17 protein-coding genes are annotated in these 16,638 nt (G+C 62.8%); 8 read left to right on the top strand and 9 right to left on the bottom strand.

Annotated features, from left to right (window positions below; translation table 11 throughout):
• The first annotated feature begins 159 nt into the window (after window positions 1-159).
• Window positions 160-918 (top strand): SDR family oxidoreductase, encoded by a 759-nt coding sequence (locus DZG07_RS06835; protein WP_119815406.1) that lies wholly within the window; start codon window positions 160-162, stop codon window positions 916-918.
• A gap of 48 nt (window positions 919-966) precedes the next feature.
• Here DZG07_RS06835 and DZG07_RS06830 read toward each other — a convergent pair whose 3' ends face one another.
• Window positions 967-2,154 carry a cellulase family glycosylhydrolase gene (locus DZG07_RS06830; RefSeq protein ID WP_197716838.1) on the bottom strand — a complete coding sequence of 396 codons (1,188 nt, stop codon included), beginning with the start codon at window positions 2,152-2,154 and terminating at the stop codon, window positions 967-969.
• 264 nt (window positions 2,155-2,418) lie between these two features.
• Between DZG07_RS06830 and rpsU the strand changes: the two genes are divergently transcribed.
• The 5 genes from rpsU to DZG07_RS06805 all read left to right on the top strand — a co-directional run bounded on the left by rpsU (window position 2,419) and on the right by DZG07_RS06805 (window position 6,630).
• The gene (rpsU, locus tag DZG07_RS06825) at window positions 2,419-2,676 is read left to right on the top strand and encodes a 30S ribosomal protein S21 (protein ID WP_091915561.1); all 258 of its coding nucleotides are present in this window, start codon (window positions 2,419-2,421) and stop codon (window positions 2,674-2,676) included.
• A 149-nt stretch (window positions 2,677-2,825) separates the two neighbouring features.
• Complete coding sequence (locus DZG07_RS06820; RefSeq protein ID WP_091915363.1) at window positions 2,826-3,671, top strand: tetratricopeptide repeat protein; 846 nt, start codon at window positions 2,826-2,828, stop codon at window positions 3,669-3,671.
• 231 nt (window positions 3,672-3,902) lie between these two features.
• Window positions 3,903-4,379, top strand: a complete 477-nt coding sequence (locus DZG07_RS06815; protein ID WP_244537904.1) for a DUF992 domain-containing protein — start codon at window positions 3,903-3,905, stop codon at window positions 4,377-4,379.
• A 173-nt stretch (window positions 4,380-4,552) separates the two neighbouring features.
• A complete protein-coding gene (locus DZG07_RS06810; RefSeq protein ID WP_245429596.1) occupies window positions 4,553-5,200 on the top strand; it encodes a metalloregulator ArsR/SmtB family transcription factor in 648 nt (215 codons plus the stop codon).
• Complete coding sequence (locus DZG07_RS06805; protein WP_119815400.1) at window positions 5,197-6,630, top strand: MFS transporter; 1,434 nt, start codon at window positions 5,197-5,199, stop codon at window positions 6,628-6,630. Before DZG07_RS06810 ends, DZG07_RS06805 begins: the two co-directional genes overlap by 4 nt.
• 56 nt (window positions 6,631-6,686) lie before the next feature.
• Here DZG07_RS06805 and DZG07_RS06800 read toward each other — a convergent pair whose 3' ends face one another.
• From DZG07_RS06800 to DZG07_RS06785, 4 genes are all read right to left on the bottom strand, one after another.
• A complete protein-coding gene (locus DZG07_RS06800) occupies window positions 6,687-8,087 on the bottom strand; it encodes an NAD(P)(+) transhydrogenase (Re/Si-specific) subunit beta (protein WP_119815398.1) in 1,401 nt (466 codons plus the stop codon).
• A 1-nt stretch (window position 8,088) separates the two neighbouring features.
• Window positions 8,089-8,517 (bottom strand): NAD(P) transhydrogenase subunit alpha, encoded by a 429-nt coding sequence (locus DZG07_RS06795; RefSeq protein WP_091915374.1) that lies wholly within the window; start codon window positions 8,515-8,517, stop codon window positions 8,089-8,091.
• Window positions 8,517-9,806: a Re/Si-specific NAD(P)(+) transhydrogenase subunit alpha gene (locus DZG07_RS06790; protein WP_119815395.1), complete on the bottom strand. Its 1,290-nt coding sequence runs from the start codon at window positions 9,804-9,806 to the stop codon at window positions 8,517-8,519. The genes DZG07_RS06795 and DZG07_RS06790 overlap by 1 nt, the downstream gene beginning before the upstream one ends.
• 84 nt (window positions 9,807-9,890) lie before the next feature.
• Entirely contained in the window at window positions 9,891-10,118 is a 228-nt protein-coding gene (locus DZG07_RS06785) for an aa3-type cytochrome c oxidase subunit IV (protein ID WP_091915378.1), read from the bottom strand.
• A 178-nt stretch (window positions 10,119-10,296) separates the two neighbouring features.
• On the opposite strand from DZG07_RS06785, the gene DZG07_RS06780 reads away from it, so the two are divergent.
• Together DZG07_RS06780 and DZG07_RS06775 are read left to right on the top strand one after the other, a co-directional pair.
• Complete coding sequence (locus DZG07_RS06780) at window positions 10,297-11,112, top strand: alpha/beta hydrolase (RefSeq protein WP_119815393.1); 816 nt, start codon at window positions 10,297-10,299, stop codon at window positions 11,110-11,112.
• A gap of 167 nt (window positions 11,113-11,279) precedes the next feature.
• Window positions 11,280-11,933 carry a hypothetical protein gene (locus DZG07_RS06775; protein ID WP_119815390.1) on the top strand — a complete coding sequence of 218 codons (654 nt, stop codon included), beginning with the start codon at window positions 11,280-11,282 and terminating at the stop codon, window positions 11,931-11,933.
• Window positions 11,934-12,136: 203 nt separating this feature from the next.
• Here the strand turns inward: DZG07_RS06775 and DZG07_RS06765 are convergent, their stop codons facing one another.
• The 4 genes from DZG07_RS06765 to DZG07_RS06750 form a co-directional block, all read right to left on the bottom strand.
• Window positions 12,137-12,970: an ABC transporter ATP-binding protein gene (locus DZG07_RS06765; RefSeq protein ID WP_091915384.1), complete on the bottom strand. Its 834-nt coding sequence runs from the start codon at window positions 12,968-12,970 to the stop codon at window positions 12,137-12,139.
• A 172-nt stretch (window positions 12,971-13,142) separates the two neighbouring features.
• Entirely contained in the window at window positions 13,143-14,459 is a 1,317-nt protein-coding gene (locus tag DZG07_RS06760) for an ABC transporter substrate-binding protein (protein ID WP_091915386.1), read from the bottom strand.
• Window positions 14,460-14,564: 105 nt separating this feature from the next.
• Window positions 14,565-15,641 carry a branched-chain amino acid ABC transporter permease gene (locus DZG07_RS06755; RefSeq protein WP_119815384.1) on the bottom strand — a complete coding sequence of 359 codons (1,077 nt, stop codon included), beginning with the start codon at window positions 15,639-15,641 and terminating at the stop codon, window positions 14,565-14,567.
• A 3-nt stretch (window positions 15,642-15,644) separates the two neighbouring features.
• Window positions 15,645-16,604 carry a branched-chain amino acid ABC transporter permease gene (locus DZG07_RS06750; protein WP_091915392.1) on the bottom strand — a complete coding sequence of 320 codons (960 nt, stop codon included), beginning with the start codon at window positions 16,602-16,604 and terminating at the stop codon, window positions 15,645-15,647.
• Window positions 16,605-16,638 lie beyond the last annotated feature (34 nt).

Raw genomic sequence — 16,638 nt, 5'->3', positions numbered from 1 at the left:
GCGACGGCCATTGCCGCTTTGGCGGCGGGCAGGCGAAGTCTTCGAAATCCTCACCAGCCGCACCGCAGGTATCGGGTGGCTTGCACCCTGTCCATTTGCGACCACGGCGCATCGATGCGGACCGCTCCGGTTCGCCATTCCATGCAGAGGAAATCAATCATGTCCGCACTCGTCAACAAGGTCGCAATCGTCACCGGAACCAGTTCCGGCATCGGCCGTGCCGCCGCAAAGCTCTTCGCTGAGGAAGGCGCGAACCTCATCATCGCCGCCCGACGCCAGGCCGAGCTCGACGCGCTGGTCGCGGAAATCGTCGAGGACGGCGGCACAGCAATCGCGCTTGCAGGCGACATCCGTGACGAGGCCTACGCAAAAGCGCTGGTCGATCTGGCGAGCAGCAAATTCGGCGGCCTCGACATCGCCTTCAACAATGCCGGCGCGACCGGTGAGATGGGTCCGCTTCCCGACATGTCGCTCGACGCATGGAATGCGACGCTGGATACCAACCTGACCGGCGCCTTTCTCGGCGCGAAATACCAGATCCCGGCCATGCTGGAGCGCGGCGGCGGCTCGCTGATCTTCACCTCGAGCTTCGTTGGCCACACGGTCGGCATGCCCGGCATGGCGGCCTACGCCGCAGCCAAGGCAGCGCTGATCGGACTGACGCAGGTTCTGGCCGCCGAATACGGCGCACACGGCCTGCGGGTCAATGCGCTGCTGCCCGGCGGCACCGACACACCGGCGGCAACGTTCAAGACGCCGGAGGAATGGGCCTTCGTCGAAGGCTTGCATGCGCTGAAGCGCGTCGCAAAGCCGGAGGAAATCGCCCGTTCGGCCCTTTTCCTCGCCTCGGATGCTTCGAGCTTCACCACCGGCACCGCGCTGTTTGCCGATGGCGGCGTCTCGATCAACCGGGTCTGAACCGGACGATTGCGAAGGCGATGCCGATCTTCACGGAGCCGGCGTCGCCTAATCGACCGCTTGTTTCAAGCGCTTGGAAATCGGCTCGAATTCCGGCGTCGGTTTGCGCTTGACCGGGTCGGGCTTTCCCGCGTCGATCGCCTCCCAGTATTTCCAGTTCACCTTCTCACGACCCAGCTCGTAGTCCATGCCGTCCCAGCTGTCCTCGCGAAAGCTGTAGAAGGCCCAATGCAGCCTGTTGGCATCGAGCTTGGTCAGCACGTCGTCGAGATATTGCCTGCAGCCCGCCAGCCGGCGCATGCAACCGAACTCGCCGGCGACGATGCGGCTCTCCGCAACGCCATGCTTGTTCGCCCAGTCGAGCGGAAGCTGCAGATAGGCATCGACCCGCGTGGCGTCCCAGTTTTCCGATCCTTCGCCGAACGGCACCTCGCCCGGATAGGCATAGGGCTTTTCGCGCTTGAGATTGGGCGCGCTGGTCGCCGCATAGGGCTCGTACATGTGGAAGCTGTAGAGGACTTTGTCGTCGGTAAGCGGGCCGGGCCAGTAGGAAAACGCATCCGCCGCCGCATACCAGCCGGCGTCGGCCATGATCGGCGTCTTCTGATCGACCGCGCGGATAGTCTTGATCACGGTGTCATAAAAGGCCGGCAGGTCGTGCGGCGTGCCGGCGGCATCCTTGTACCAGGCCTGCATCACGGCCGCATCGGCATGCTCGGCAAGCCCGTTTTCCTTCTCCGGCGCCGGTTCGTTGATGATGTTGTAGGCGGCAACCGCCGGATGGTCCTTCAGCGCCTCTGCAAGATCGCGCCAGAAGGCGGCGGCCTGCGTCCAATAGGCCTTGTCCTGCCACAGGCGCCCGTCGAACTTGCCGTCATTGTTTTGCGACCAGCGCATGCCGGGCAGCGACAGCGGCGCGATCACAACTTTCAGCCCGGCCTTGTCGGCGCGGTCGAGCGCGGCCTTCAGGGTCGCCAGATCCTTCTGCATCAGGCCGGCATAGGCATCCGCATCGCCGATCAGGAAGTCGCGCTTTTCCGGTTTCCATTTGTCGTAGGAAAGCCGCACCCAGCTCGCGCCATAGCCGTGCAATGCCTTGAAATAGGTCTCGTCCGGCGGCAAGCGATTGAAGCTGTTGCCGCCATGCTGGGGCTTGTCCCAAAAGCCAATGAGGTCGGCCGCGCGTGCCTGTGAAGCAAGACAGGAGAGGACAAGCAGGCAGTTCAGCAATCGCACGATCGAGCATTCCCCGGTATTTGATGTCGCGGTTTCGTTGACCGGCAGTTTCTTCCGGTTTATTCAGGCGGAAATGCGTTGCGCGGCAGATTGCGCCTGCATTTTCACATTTGAGAGAGCGTTACGCGCCTTTTGCGCACTCTGCTCTCGACAACGCTGCTTGATTCTGCTATCAGCCGCCGCAATTCGCGGTGGTGACCGCTGCGAAAGCCAGTGGCTATTCGCCCCGCTATATTGATTCGAACCCGAAAGACAGGATTGCCCGTGCAGGTACTCGTCCGCGACAACAATGTTGATCAGGCGCTTCGCGCGCTCAAGAAGAAGATGCAGCGCGAAGGTATCTTCCGTGAAATGAAGATGCGCGGCCACTACGAGAAGCCGTCGGAAAAGCGCGCCCGCGAAAAGGCTGAAGCCGTTCGCCGCGCCCGCAAGCTGGCCCGCAAGCGCGCTCAGCGCGAAGGCCTGCTGCCGATGACCCCGCGTCCGGTTCCGGCCGCAGGTGCAGCGCGCCCGGCGCGTTGATCTGGCCAATATTTCGTCCTTTTGCGAGGATACGGAAGGTGGGGTGATGAAGAATCACCGCCACCTTTTTGTTTTGTTCCGATTGCGCGCTATATGCTGCCGCGGAACCTCCACCGGATAGTCCGGCCGACCACAAGGGAAGAGCACAGATGGAAGCATTGATCGGCGGGCGCAATCTCTCCTGGCGGGGTTCAGCCATGGCTGTGGTGCTGCTGTCCGGTCTGGCGCTCACCGCCTGCCAGAGCGGCCCGGCAGGCGAACTCACCTCCGTCGACACGGCCCAGGGGTCGAGCGAGAACATCTCCTCGCTCTCGGCGGTCATCTCCCGCAACCCGCAGGATCCCGAAGGCTACAATGTGCGCGGCTCGGCCTATGGCCGCGGCGGCAAGTATCGCGAGGCCCTGAAGGACTTCGACAAGGCGATCGAGCTTAAGCCGAATTTCTACCAGGCCTACGCCAACCGCGCCCTCATCCAGCGCTTTCTCGGCGACCAGGGAAAAGCGCTCGCCGACTACAACCAGGCCATCCAGCTCAACGCCAATTACGACGCCGCCTATATCGGCCGCGGCAATCTCTACCGCAAGGCGGGCCGCACGCAGGACGCCTTCAATGATTTCCAGAAGGCGATCCAGCTCGATACGACCGATGCGCGCGCCTATCACAATCGCGGCCTGATCTATCAGAGCCAGGGCCAGCACGCCTTCGCCATCGAGGATTTCTCGACCGCGATCTCGCTGTCGCCCGACGCCGCCGAACCCTATAACGGCCGCGGCCTTTCCTATCTCGCCACCAATGACGAGGACAACGCCTTCGCCGACTTCAACATGGCGATCAAGCTCGACGGCAACATCGCCGAAAGCTGGGCCAACCAGGCGCTGATCTACGAGCGGCGCGGCGACAAGGCGCGTGCGGCGAAGTCCTACGCGCGTGCCGCACAGCTCGACCCCAACTACAAGCCGGCGACCGAAGGCCTGGCCCGCACCCGCGGAAGCTGACCGGCGAATCAGCGCCACAGGCACCAGCTATCTTCGCCCGAACGCGATTGCGTTACCGGAATGGAACCGAACGGCTGCCCAATCGGTTTTAAAGACACGATGTTGCGTTGAAGGCGGCAAAAATTTGCCGTGTTTGCGACCTAGATCGTGCTTGTAAGGCTGGGGGTTCTGTTTGCATTCCTATGGGAATCGATCGGGGCTTGGCCCAGCGAGAATTGCTGGAGTTGAATCATGAAGAAATTTGTTCTCGCCGCGGCCCTGTTTTCCGCCGTCTCGACCCTTCCCGCACATGCCGGAAGCGTACAGCTCGGCATTCTCGATTGCGTCGTCGATGGCGGCACCTCTTATGTCATAGGCTCGAACAAGGGCCTGGCCTGCACGTTCAAGCCCTACAACAAGGCCTATGGCCCTGACGTCTACAGCGGCGTCATCTCCAAGCTCGGCGCCGATCTCGGCATGACCCACCAGTCGTCGATCAGCTGGGCCGTGCTCGCCACCGACTGGGACGGCTACGGCACCGGCGCGCTCGCCGGCAAATATTTCGGCGCATCGGCCGATGCGAGCCTTGTCACCGGCGGTGGCGTCAACGTCCTGCTCGGCGGAAACAGCCGTGCCTTCACCTTGCAGCCGCTCAGCGTACAGACCCAGACCGGCGTCAATGTCGCGCTGGCTGTGACACAGCTCGAACTCTACACATCGCTGAAGTAATTCGCCGCCTCTCGCGGTTGGAAACTGAAGAAGCCCGGCCGATCCCTCGGCCGGGCTTCTTGCTGTTTGCGCCACACCCAACAACCGCCTGATCCAGACCATGTGGCAGATTGCCGATCGATCTCGCTTAATTTAGAAACCAAATAGTTTCTTTATTTAGCGAGGCATTTGCCGTGCGGCAAACAAGTCCCAGCGAAGACCGCATCCTGCGGCGGATCAAGTTTCACGGCGAACAGACGACCGGCGCGATCGCCGAACATCTCGACATCACCACGCCCGGCGCGCGCAAGCATCTCACCGCGCTCCTCGATGCCGGTCTCGTTGCCTTCGAAGATCGCGGCGGCAAGGTCGGCCGGCCGGAACGTTACTGGCTGCTCACGGCAGAAGCGCAAAAGCTGTTTCCCGACAGCCATGCCGTGCTGACCGTCGAGATGCTGGATTCCGTGCGTACGCTTTTCGGCGAAGACGGTCTCGACCGGCTGATCGGCGACCGCGAGCGGCAGATGCTGCGGCGCTACGATGCTGCTCTTGCCGGGCTGGAGGGGCTTGCCGAGCGCGTTGCCAAGCTTGCCGACATCAGGAGCCAGGAAGGCTATCTCGCCGATGCAGCCCCCCTGCCCGGCGGCGCATGGCTGCTTGCCGAGAACCATTGCCCGATCTGCGCTGCCGCAAGCATCTGCCAGGGCTTCTGCCGCTCGGAACTGGCGCTGTTCCGGCAGGTGCTCGGCGACGACGTCAGCGTCGAGCGCACCGACTATATTCTGGCCGGCGCGCGACGCTGCGCCTACCGCATATCCCCAGCATCGGAGACAACAAAATGAGCGTGGCATCAAACCGCGTCGACTGGCATGCCCTGTGGGCAAGCGGCGATCTCGCCCGCTTCTGCTTCATCTGCCTCGGCATCCTCCTTCACGCCACCAACGAAACCATGGTGGCCACCATCATGCCGGCCATGGTCGGCGATCTTTCCGGCGTCCAGCTGGTCGGCTGGTCGCTCGCCATCTACGAGGTCGGCGCAATCGTCGCCGGTGCCGCCGCCGGCAGGCTGGTCAGCTATGTGCCGCTGCGCACAAACATGGTGGTTGCGGCCCTGCTCTATTCCACGGGCGCGCTGCTCTGCGCCACCGCTTCCTCCATGCCGTGGTTCCTCACCGGGCGCCTGATCGAGGGTTTCGGCGGCGGTGCGCTGGTGTCGCTCGCCTTCGTTTCGGTGGAACGCCTTTTCCCGCGCAAGATCTGGCCGCAGCTCTTCGGCGTCATGTCGGCCATCTGGGGCGTGGCAGCCTTCAGCGGACCGTTGCTCGGCGCGCTGATTGCGCAGGCTTTGTCATGGCGCTGGGCATTCGGCGTGTTCTTCCTCGGCGGCATCGCCATGGCGCTGGCCTGTTTCGCCGTGCTGCGCAGCCCGGAAGCGACGCGGCGCAAGGCGGGACTAGGCGCCTTGCCACCTTTCCCCTTCCTGGCGCTCAGTGCGCTGGCAGCAAGCGTCATCCTGATAGCGCTGGCGGGCGTGAAGATCGAGGTGCTGCGCTCGTCGCTGCTGCTCGTCCTCGGCATTGCAGCGCTTGGCCTGTTCTTCGTGCTGGATGCGAAAAAACCCCTGTCGCGGCTGTTTCCGTCGCGCCCCTTCGACTGGCGCTCACCGGTCGGCAACGGCATGATCATGATTGCCGCCTTCTCGGTGGCGACGATTTCTTTCTCCGTCTACGGTCCGCTGCTGCTCACCAACCTGCACGGCATCTCGCTGCTGACCACAGGCTACATCATCGCCGCCGAATCCATCGCCTGGTCGGTCCTGTCGATCCTCGTCGCCAATGCGCCACCACACCGCGAAAGGCTGATCATCGTCACCGGCGCCTGCATGATCACCGCCGGCATCGCAGGCTTCGCCTACGCAATTCCCAACGGCTCGATCCCGCTGGTGCTGTTGTGCGCACTTTTGCAGGGCGGTGGCTTCGGCATCGCCTGGCCCTTCGTCACCCGGGTCATCGTTGCGGCCGCCGACCCTGCCGAAAGCACGGTCGCGTCATCCGCCGTACCGACCATGCAGCGCATCGGCTACGCCGTCGGTGCGGCGATCAGCGGCATCATCGCCAATGCCAGCGGCTTCTCGCACGGCTTGAGCGGTGCGACCGCCCACAGCGTGGCGGTATGGCTGTACCTGGGCTTCGTTCCGCTCGGCATCGTCGGCTGCATCGCCGCCTTCCGCATAGCAGGCAAGGCCGGAGTTACTCCAAGCGTGGCTGCCTGAAACGAAAAAAGCCCGGCGCAATGCCGGGCTTTTTGTTTCGAAGCACAAGGCAGGATTCAGTGATCCATTGCCTTGACGATTTCCTCGGTCATTTTCTTTGCGTCGCCGAGCAGCATCATGGTGCCGTCCTTGTAGAACAGCGTGTTGTCGATGCCGGCGTAGCCGGAGCCGAGCGAGCGCTTGACGAACAGGCAGGTGCGGGCCTTGTCGACGTCGAGGATCGGCATGCCGTAGATCGGCGACGACTTGTCGTCGCGCGCCGACGGGTTGGTGACGTCGTTGGCGCCGATGACGTAGGCGACGTCGGCCTGCGCGAACTCGGAGTTGATGTCTTCGAGTTCGAAGACCTCGTCGTAGGGCACGTTGGCTTCCGCCAGCAGCACGTTCATGTGGCCGGGCATACGTCCGGCGACAGGATGGATGGCGTATTTCACTTCGACGCCGGCAGCCTTCAGCATGTCGGCCATTTCGCGCACCGCGTGCTGCGCCTGCGCCACCGCCATGCCGTAGCCCGGCACGATGATGACCTTCTGCGCGTTCATCATGAGGTAGGCGGCATCGTCCGCCGAGCCCTGCTTGACCGTGCGCTCGATGCCGTCGTCGGCACCCGCTGACGCCGTCTCGCCGCCGAAGCCGCCGAGAATGACCGAGATGAAGGAGCGGTTCATGCCCTTGCACATGATGTAGGACAGGATCGCACCAGACGAGCCGACCAGCGCGCCGGTGATGATCAGCGCCAGATTGCCGAGGGTGAAGCCCAGTGCGGCCGCTGCCCAACCCGAATAGGAGTTGAGCATGGAGACGACCACCGGCATGTCGGCGCCGCCGATCGGCACGATCAGCAGCACGCCGAGCACCAGCGAGGCAATGACGATCAGCCAGAACAGCGTGTAGCTCTGCGTCGTCACGAGAAGGATGATCAGCACCACCAGCGCAATGCCGAGGGCGGCATTGATGAAGTGGCGGCCGGGCAGCATGATCGGCTTGCCCGACATGCGTCCGTCAAGCTTGAGGAAGGCTATGACCGAGCCGGTGAATGTGATGGCGCCGATGGCGACACCCAGGCTCATTTCGACCAGCGCCTGGCCGTGAATGGCCCCGACCGTGCCGATGCCAAAACTTTCCGGCGCATACATGGCCGCAGCAGCGACCATGACGGCGGCCATGCCGACGAGCGAGTGGAAGGCGGCGACAAGCTGCGGCATCGAGGTCATGGCGATGCGGCGCGCGGTGATCGCACCGATGCCGCCGCCGATGGCGAGGCCAACGACGATCAGGCCGAGCCCGCCGATCGACGGCGTGGCGAGCGCCAGCGTCGTGACGATGGCGATGCCCATGCCGATCATGCCGTAGGTGTTGCCCTGGCGGCTGGTCGTCGGATGCGACAGGCCGCGCAGCGCCAGGATGAACAGGATGCCGGAGACGAGGTAGAGGAAGGAAGCGAAGTTGGCGTTCACGTCACTTGTCCTTCTTCTTGTACATGGCCAGCATGCGCTGGGTGACGAGGAAGCCGCCGAAGATGTTGACCGATGCGAGCACCAGGGCGACGAAGCCGAAGCCCGTCGCAAGGCCCGCTGCCGAGATGCCGACGGCCAGAAGCGCGCCGACGACGATGACCGAGGAGATGGCGTTGGTGACGGCCATCAGCGGCGTGTGCAGCGCCGGCGTCACCGACCACACCACGTAGTAGCCGACGAAGATCGCCAGCACGAAGATGGCAAAGCGGAAGACGAAGGGATCGATCGCACCGCCAGAGACGGCATGAGCAACACCACCGGCGGCGTCAGCGGCTGCCGGCGCATTGGCCAGATCCTGCACGCCGAGCCGCACAGCGGCCACGGCCTGGTCGAGCTGGTCGAGCGCCTGTTGAAGAGCGGTCTTGTCCATCACGCATCCCCCCTGTTTTTGCCGGGCACGATCGGTTTGACTGTTGCCGGTTTCTTCGCCGCAGGCTTCTTGGCAGCGGCCTTCTTCGGCGCGGCCTCAGACTTTGCCTCGGCAGTCCTGGTTGCCTTCGCTGCCGGCTCGGCTGGAGCCGGTGCAGCATTGGCGAAATTGGGATGAACGACCTTTCCACCGTCGGTCAGCATCGTCGCCTTGACCAGATCGTCCTCGCGGTTGATCGCAAGCTGCTTGGTGCCCTTGTCGATCATCGTTTCGAGGAAGGCAAAAAGGTTCTTGGCATAAAGCAGCGAGGCGGATGCCGCGACCCGGCCCGGCACATTGAGATGGCCGACGATCTTGACGCCGTTCGCCGTCGTCACGACCTTGCCGGGCACAGCGCCCTCGACATTGCCGCCGCGCTCGACCGCCAGGTCGACGATGACCGAGCCGGCCTTCATCGAGGCGACCATGGCCGCAGACACCAGCTTCGGTGCCGGACGGCCCGGGATGAGCGCGGTGGTGATGACGATGTCCTGCTTGGCAATGTGCTCGGCGGTGAGCGCCGCCTGCTTGGCCTGGTATTCCTTGGACATTTCCTTGGCGTAGCCGCCGGCGGTTTCGGCTGCCTTGAATTCCTCGTCCTCGACGGCGAGGAACTTTGCGCCGAGCGAAGCGACCTGCTCCTTGGCGGCAGGGCGCACGTCGGTCGCGGTCACGATACCGCCGAGGCGGCGCGCGGTGGCAATCGCCTGGAGACCGGCAACGCCGACACCCATGACGAAGATCTTTGCCGCCGGCACGGTGCCTGCCGCCGTCATCATCATCGGCAGCGCCCGGTCATATTCGGCGGCACCGTCGATGACGGCCTGATAGCCGGCGAGGTTGGCCTGCGAGGACAAGACGTCCATCGACTGGGCGCGGGTGATGCGCGGCATGAATTCCATGGAAAACGCCGTGACGCCTGCCTTGGCAAGGGCTGCCACCGCAGCGTCATTGCCATAGGGGTCCATGATGGCCAGCACCGCAGCGCCGGATTTATAGCCTTTCAGCTCGGCATCACTCGGCCGGCGCACCTTCAGCACCACATCGGCCTTGGCCGCATCGGCAGTCTTGCCGATCTTGGCACCGGCAGCGGTGAATTCCGCATCGATGATGCGCGAGGCAAGTCCGGCACCGGTTTCGACAACCACGTCGAAACCGAGCGCGGCAAGCCGTTTCACCGTATCGGGAGACGCCGCAACGCGCGGCTCATTCAAGTCAACTTCCTTGGGGACAAAGATCGTCTGCGCCACGGCAGGGCCCTTTCGGCTGGAACACCATCCGGCGCGAACCGGCTGGAGCGCCAGACCCGCACCGCAAGGAGAAGTCTGGAAGGATTAGCGGAGAAGAAATCCGCCGACAGCGCAGACAATCAGGAACAACACCGTCGCCGAGAAGAAGCCGGCGCTGGTGAAGAAGCCGAAGGCCATGGCGATGAGGAGAGCCGCGACTGCAAGCGAGCCATATTTGGCGAGCGTCAGGAACCCGGAATAGGTGCGCTCGTGCTCTCTGTAGTCCATCTCGGCGCCCATCTCGAGCGGGCCGGTCGGCGTATGGTCTGCCATCTAAAGTCCCTCCGGAAACATTCCATGCGCACATAGCGAAAAGCTGCGCCAAGGGCAATGCCTCCCGATGTCGCGATAGCATTTAGCAACGCTGAAACAGTCTTTAGTTTTTCGCGTTTAACCGGCGCGCCTCCAACGGCTAGCCTCCGTCCTTCCCGCTGAATGGAACCGGAGGCCGATGATGATCCCCACCGAACGCTTCGACTGGAACGGCACAAGCATCGCCTGGGGCTCGATCGGCAGCGGCCCGCCGCTCGTGCTCGTCCATGGCACGCCCTTCTCCTCCCATGTCTGGCATCGCGTTGCGCCGGAGCTTTCGCGCAGCCACACGGTCTATTTCTACGATCTCCCCGGCTACGGCTCGTCGGGGAAATTCGAAGGCCAGGATGTCTCGCTCGGCATCCAGAACGACACGCTGGCGGCAATGCTGGACTTCTGGCAACTGGACCGTCCGGACGTCATCGCCCATGATTTCGGCGGTGCAACAGTGTTGCGGGCGCATCTGCTCAACGGCTGCGATTATCGGCGGCTGCTGCTGATCGATCCCGTCGCCATCCGCCCCTGGGGCTCGCCCTTCGTCCAGCATGTGAGGCTCAACGAGGCAGCTTTCGCCGGCGTCCCGGACTATATCCAGCTCGCCATCCTGAAAGCCTATATCTCCGGCGCGGTTTCGCGAACGCTTTCCGATGCGGAGCTCGAGCCATACGTCGCGCCATGGACCGGTGAGACCGGCAAGCCCGCCTTCTACCGCCAGATCGCGCAGATGGACCAGCGCTTCACCGACGCGGTGCAGGACCGCTATGGCGAGATTCGCTGCAAGGTGGCCCTGCTGTGGGGCGAGGAAGACCAGTGGATTCCACTGGAGTGCGGGCGTGAACTCGCCACCATGCTTCCGAACTGCGCATTCACGCCCGTTCCACGATCCGGCCACCTGATGCAGGAGGATGCGCCGGAGGTCATCGTGGCGGCTGCCTTGCGCTTGTTCACGAACTGACATGCTTTGAAATAAACCGTGTGCATCCTGCAACAGCCGAAAAGGAAATCGGCAGCGTGGGAAATTGTGCCTTTGGCTGGCCAATCCACACTGTTAGGAACCGCCATTCCCGAAAAACTTGCGCATCAGATTCCCTTCGCGGGCGCGCACGCCATTTGGAATGGACTATGACTGCTCTACGATCCCTGACCCTCTTCCTCGCCGGCATCCTCTCTGCGAGCACGGCGAATGCAAACGACAGGCCGCTCATCTGGACGCCGGTGAAGAACTCCAGCGATTCCTATGCCATGCGCATGGGCAGCCACCTGCCGACCGACTGGGAAGCCAGCGCCGGCACCGAGGTCAGCTTCGCCGGCTCCAATCTGGAGAGGATGAACAGGCCGAACAGACCGGTGAATTTCTGGGGCTCGGTGAAACTGCCCGCGCCGCGCGGAAAGGCTGCAACAAACACTGCTGATGTCAGCGTCCGGCTGAACGGCCTGACCGGCAGCCGCTCGGTTTCCGTGAGCCGGTCGCGCTCGCTGACCTTGACGCCGGAATTCGCCGCACAGCTCGACGATTTCTACACGCTCAACTACGACCATGGCGGCGACCGGCGCATCGACATGCGAACCACCAGTTCCGTCCGCATCCTCTCGAACTCGACCGGAACATCAATCTTTGCACGCGGCTCGCGCTCGACCCGCGACCAGGAATGGCAGGCAAGCGTCGGCGTTGAGCAGAAGGTGCTGACGGGCATCAACCTTCGCGCCAACATCGACAACCTTGCGGCACGGCACAAGACCGGCAGCTTCGGCGCGAGTTATGCGCATAATTGGTAGGTGGAGGAGGTGATGGGGCCTCGCGTCCTCTCATTTTTGAGGTCGCGCCGCCCCTCATCCGCCTGCCGGCACCTTCTCCCCGTATAGTGACGGGGAGAAGGGGAAGCTCCAACGCCGACGCCTCCCTCTCCCCGTTTTTCACGGGTAGAGGGTAAGGGTGAGGGGCAGCTTCAACATCAGCGCCAACCTTCAAAATCCGCGACTTAGGCTAACCAGCGCTTGCGGCGCTTATAATGCTTCACGTCCTTGAACGATTTGCGGCCTTCTCCGGCGACGCCGAGATAGAACTCCTTGACGTCCTCGTTCTCGCGCAGCGCCTGGGCCTCGCCGTCGAGCACGATGCGGCCGGATTCGAGGATGTAGCCGTATTTGGCATAGCGCAGCGCGATGTTGGTGTTTTGCTCCGCAAGCAGAAAGGAGACGCCCTGCTCCTCGTTGAGCTTCTTCACGATCTCGAAGATTTCCTCGACCAGTTGCGGCGCGAGCCCCATCGACGGCTCGTCGAGCAGGATCATCTTCGGCTTCGACATCAGGGCGCGGCCGATTGCCGTCATCTGCTGCTCGCCGCCCGAGGTGTAGCCGGCCTGGCTGGTGCGACGCACTTTCAGCCGCGGGAAATACTCGTAGACGAGATCGAGATCGGCGCGGATGGCGGCGGCCCCGTCACGCCGGGTGAAGGCGCCGGTCATCAGATTATCCTCGACCGACAGATGGCCAAAGCAGTGCCGCCCCTCCATGACCTGAATGCAGCCGCGCCGAACAAGCTGGTTGGGCGACAGCGACTGGATCTCGTCGCCTTCGAAGACGATCGTGCCCTTGGTCACCTCACCGCGCTCGGCGTGGAGCAGGTTGGAAATCGCCTTCAGCGTCGTCGTCTTGCCGGCCCCGTTGGCACCGAGAAGTGCCGTGATGCCGCCCTTCGGCACGGTCAGCGAAACGCCCTTCAGCACCAGTATGACGTGGTCGTAGATCACCTCGATGTTGTTGACCGAGAGGATCGGGATGGCTGGTTCGGACTGTGGTGCGGTGTTGGTCATGCTGGCTCCGGCGATGAAGACTTCCTTCTCCCCGTTTACGGGGAGAAGGTGGCCCGAAGGGCCGGATGAGGGGCGGCGCTTCCTTCGATCAGGATGTTCGAACGTCGGCACAGCCCCTCACCTGCCTGCCGGCATCCTCTCCCCGTGAACGGGGAGAGGAAAGCTGTCATCTCTACATCTTGCACTCGTCGTTCAGCGGCCACGGCGCATTGGCCTCGGCGTATTTCTTCGCTTCGGCCTGGGCCAGCGGCTCGATCATGTCGGCATCGGCCTTGAGCAGATCGGAAGACTTGACGAACTTCGCCCCGTCCCACTGCAGCATCCAGCCGCCCGAATGGCCGGAATGGTTGGCACAGGAGGTTTCGAACGGCGGAACCATCCCGGTCATGCCGATCTTTTCCAGATGCGCTTCATCCAGCTTCAGGTTCTCAAAACCCCAGCGCAGCTGCTCGGGCGTCACCATCTTGGTGTCGAAATGCGCCTGTGCGGCCTTGATCGCCTCGACCACGAACATCGAGATGACGATGCCGCGCTGGTAGAACACCGTTTCGCTCTCGCCCGGCGCGCTCAGCGAATGGCCGGCATCGACGACGAGCTGCTTGATGTCCTTCATCACCTTGGAATTGGATTCCGGGAAGCTCCATGACAGCGAGCGATAGCCCTTGCCCGCCTCGCCGATGGTGCGAAGGTCGGCATCGCTGCCCGACCACCAGATGCCGACGAACTTGTCCATCGGAAACTTGGTCTTGGCCGCTTCGGTCATGGCGCCGGCATTCATCGCGCCCCAGCCCCACATGACGACGAAGTCCGGACGCTCGCGGCGGATTTGCAGCCACTGCGCCGACTGGTTCTGCATCTCCTTCAAGCCCACTGGAATGGGCAGCAGCGTGAAGCCGTATTTTTCGGCATAGGCCTGCAGCAGCGGGATCGGCTCCTTGCCATAGGGCGCATCGAGATGCAGCAGCACGATCTTCTTGCCCTTGAGGCTATCGAGCTTGCCGTCGGAAATGTTCTTCAGGATCATCGAAGCACCGTCCCAATAGGAAGTCGGCGGATTGAAGGCCCATTTGAAGGTCTTGCCCTCAGCCATCGGCGAGAAGCCGTAGCCCGGCGCCAGGATCGGGATCTTGTCGACATTGGACTTCGGCAGCACCTGGAGCGTGATGCCGGTCGACCAAGGCTGCGTCACGATGCTGGACGCCTTGGTCTTCTCGTAGCATTCGGCGCCCTTTTCGGTGTTGTAGCCGGTCTCGCACTCGTCATAGGCGATCTTGACGCCGTTAACGCCACCGTCGCGCTCGTTGAGCATCATCATGTAGTCGCGCTGGCCGTTCATCACCGGCGTGCCGGTGGCCGCGAACGGACCCGTTCTGTAGGACAGGTTGGTGACATTCAGGGCGTCCTCGGCCAAAGCGGAAGACGCACCAAGCGCCGCCGCAAGAGCGAAGACCGCCGGAAGCAAGGCGGATTTCCTCATAAGTGTCTTCATTGCCGTTTCCTCCACGTGGTCGTTTTTCCCTAACGGATCGGGGAAACCACCCCCGGTTTCAACGGCCGCCCCCGCGGCCGCTATTCTGTATGCCCTTCCCTGACCTCAATGCGGGAAGGGCCAGATGACCAGCTTCTCCCTTATGATCGCCCACAGCCTTGCCAGGCCATGCGGCTCGAGGATCAGGAAGCCGATGATGGCCGCACCCACGATCATGGTGTTGAGATGCTCGACCATCGCCGAACTGACCGGCAGGCCAAGTGCGCCCGGCACGAACGAAATGATCACCGGCAGCGCCACGATCAGCACCGCGCCGAGATAATTGCCGAGGATCGAGCCCATGCCGCCGATGATGACGATGAACAGCACCCGGAAAGACAAAGGAATGTCGAACAGCACCGGCTCGGCCGCACCCCGCCACAGGAACACGAACAGCGCTCCCGCAACGCCGACGATGTAGGACGAGACGGCGAAGGCCGAGAGCTTGGCCTTCATCAGGTTGATGCCGACGAGTTCGGCGGCGATATCCATGTCGCGCACCGACTTCCAGATGCGGCCGATGCGCCCGCGCGTGATGTTGATGGCAAACCATGTGATCAGGCAGACCACGCACAGCACGAAGTAATATTGCACGATCGCCCTGGCGTTCGGCCCGGCCACCGTCACGCCGAACATGTCGATATTCGGCACCTGGATCGCGCCCGACGAATTGTAGTTGTAAAGCCATGCCCATTTCTCAAACAGCCAGACGAGGAAGAACTGGGCGGCAAGTGTTGCGATGGCCAGGTAAAAACCCTTGATGCGCAGCGACGGCAGGCCGAAGGCAACGCCGACCGCGGCCGAGAAGAACCCCGACAGCGCGATCGCCACGACGATGTTCAATTCGGGAAAGATCGTGACCAGCTTGTAGCAGGCATAGGCCCCCACCCCCATGAAAGCGCCGGTGCCGAGCGACAACTGGCCGGCATAGCCGGTGAGGATGTTGAGGCCGAGTGCTGCCAGCGCATAGACCAACACCGGAATCAGCAGCGCGTTGAAGACGAACTCATTGGCGGTTGCCGGCAGAATGACGAAGGCGATGAGCAGGATAAAGCCCAGCAGCCACGCATCCTGCTTCACCGGAAACAGCGCATGGTCTGCATGATAGGAGGTTTTGAACTGGCCAACGGTGCGGTAGAGCATGGATCACACCCGCTCGATAATACGTTCGCCGAACAGGCCCTGCGGCCGGAACAGCAGCACGATGAGTGCGAAGACGAAGGCGAACCAGGTTTCGGTGTTGCCGCCGAGCAGCGGCTGGCCCCAGTAGATCTCGAAAAGCTTTTCGAGGATGCCGATGGCCAGGCCGCCGACGATGGCGCCGAGAACCGATTCCAGCCCGCCCAGCATCAGCACCGGCAGCGCCTTGAAGGCGATGACTTCCAGCGCGAAGGACACGCCGGCCCGCGCGCCCCAGACGATGCCGGTGACCAGCGCGATGACGCCGGCGATGAACCAGACCAGTACCCAGATGGTGGAAAGCGAGATGCCGACCGAAAGAGCGGCCTGATGGTCGTCGCCGAGCGCGCGGATGGCGCGGCCCATTTTCGAGCGGTTGAGGAACAGGATCAGGCCTGCCACCAGCAGGATCGCGCCGACCACCGCCGTCACATCCTTTTGCTCGATGGAAACGAAGCCGCCGAAGGGCTCGAACTCGATGCTACCGGTCGGGATGTAAAGCTGCTCGGTGATCATCACCTTGTTTTCGCCGCCGAAGATGATTTCGCCGAAGCCGACGAGAAACAGCGTGATGCCGATGGTGGCCATGAACAGGATCATGTCGGGCTGGTTGACCAGCGGGCGCAGCACCACCCGCTCGATGACCACTGCCAGTATGAACATGACGAGCAGCGTCAGCGGCACGGCAAGCAGCGCCGGCACGCCCTTTTCATGCAGGCCGACCAGAGTGAGTGCGGCAAACACCACCATGATGCCTTGCGCGAAATTGAAGATGCGCGACGATTTGTAGATCAGCACGAAGCCCAGCGCGATAAGCGCATAGAGCACGCCGGCGACGAGCCCTTCCCAAAGTACCTGCAGCAGAAAATCCGGCGCGCCGGCCATGTCGGCAAATGGTTTGACGAGAATGGAATTCAGGAAATCCATGGTGTCAGTTTTTCCTTTGCCCGGTAGCCGGCGC

The sequence above is a fragment of the Mesorhizobium sp. DCY119 genome, from assembly GCF_003590645.1.
GTDB lineage: Bacteria > Pseudomonadota > Alphaproteobacteria > Rhizobiales > Rhizobiaceae > Mesorhizobium_M.
This window is presented reverse-complemented; position numbering and strand designations above follow the sequence as displayed.

Excerpts from the sequence above, each read along its gene's own strand:
- DZG07_RS06835 (WP_119815406.1), top strand. The coding sequence starts at position 160 with ATGTCCGCACTCGTCAACAAGGTCGCAATCGTCACCGGAACCAGTTCC.
- DZG07_RS06820 (WP_091915363.1), top strand. The coding sequence starts at position 2,826 with ATGGAAGCATTGATCGGCGGGCGCAATCTCTCCTGGCGGGGTTCAGCC.
- DZG07_RS06815 (WP_244537904.1), top strand. The coding sequence starts at position 3,903 with ATGAAGAAATTTGTTCTCGCCGCGGCCCTGTTTTCCGCCGTCTCGACC.
- DZG07_RS06805 (WP_119815400.1), top strand. The coding sequence starts at position 5,197 with ATGAGCGTGGCATCAAACCGCGTCGACTGGCATGCCCTGTGGGCAAGC.
- DZG07_RS06795 (WP_091915374.1), bottom strand. The coding sequence starts at position 8,517 with ATGGACAAGACCGCTCTTCAACAGGCGCTCGACCAGCTCGACCAGGCC.
- DZG07_RS06785 (WP_091915378.1), bottom strand. The coding sequence starts at position 10,118 with ATGGCAGACCATACGCCGACCGGCCCGCTCGAGATGGGCGCCGAGATG.
- DZG07_RS06780 (WP_119815393.1), top strand. The coding sequence starts at position 10,297 with ATGATGATCCCCACCGAACGCTTCGACTGGAACGGCACAAGCATCGCC.
- DZG07_RS06775 (WP_119815390.1), top strand. The coding sequence starts at position 11,280 with ATGACTGCTCTACGATCCCTGACCCTCTTCCTCGCCGGCATCCTCTCT.
- DZG07_RS06765 (WP_091915384.1), bottom strand. The coding sequence starts at position 12,970 with ATGACCAACACCGCACCACAGTCCGAACCAGCCATCCCGATCCTCTCG.
- DZG07_RS06760 (WP_091915386.1), bottom strand. The coding sequence starts at position 14,459 with ATGAAGACACTTATGAGGAAATCCGCCTTGCTTCCGGCGGTCTTCGCT.
- DZG07_RS06755 (WP_119815384.1), bottom strand. The coding sequence starts at position 15,641 with ATGCTCTACCGCACCGTTGGCCAGTTCAAAACCTCCTATCATGCAGAC.
- DZG07_RS06750 (WP_091915392.1), bottom strand. The coding sequence starts at position 16,604 with ATGGATTTCCTGAATTCCATTCTCGTCAAACCATTTGCCGACATGGCC.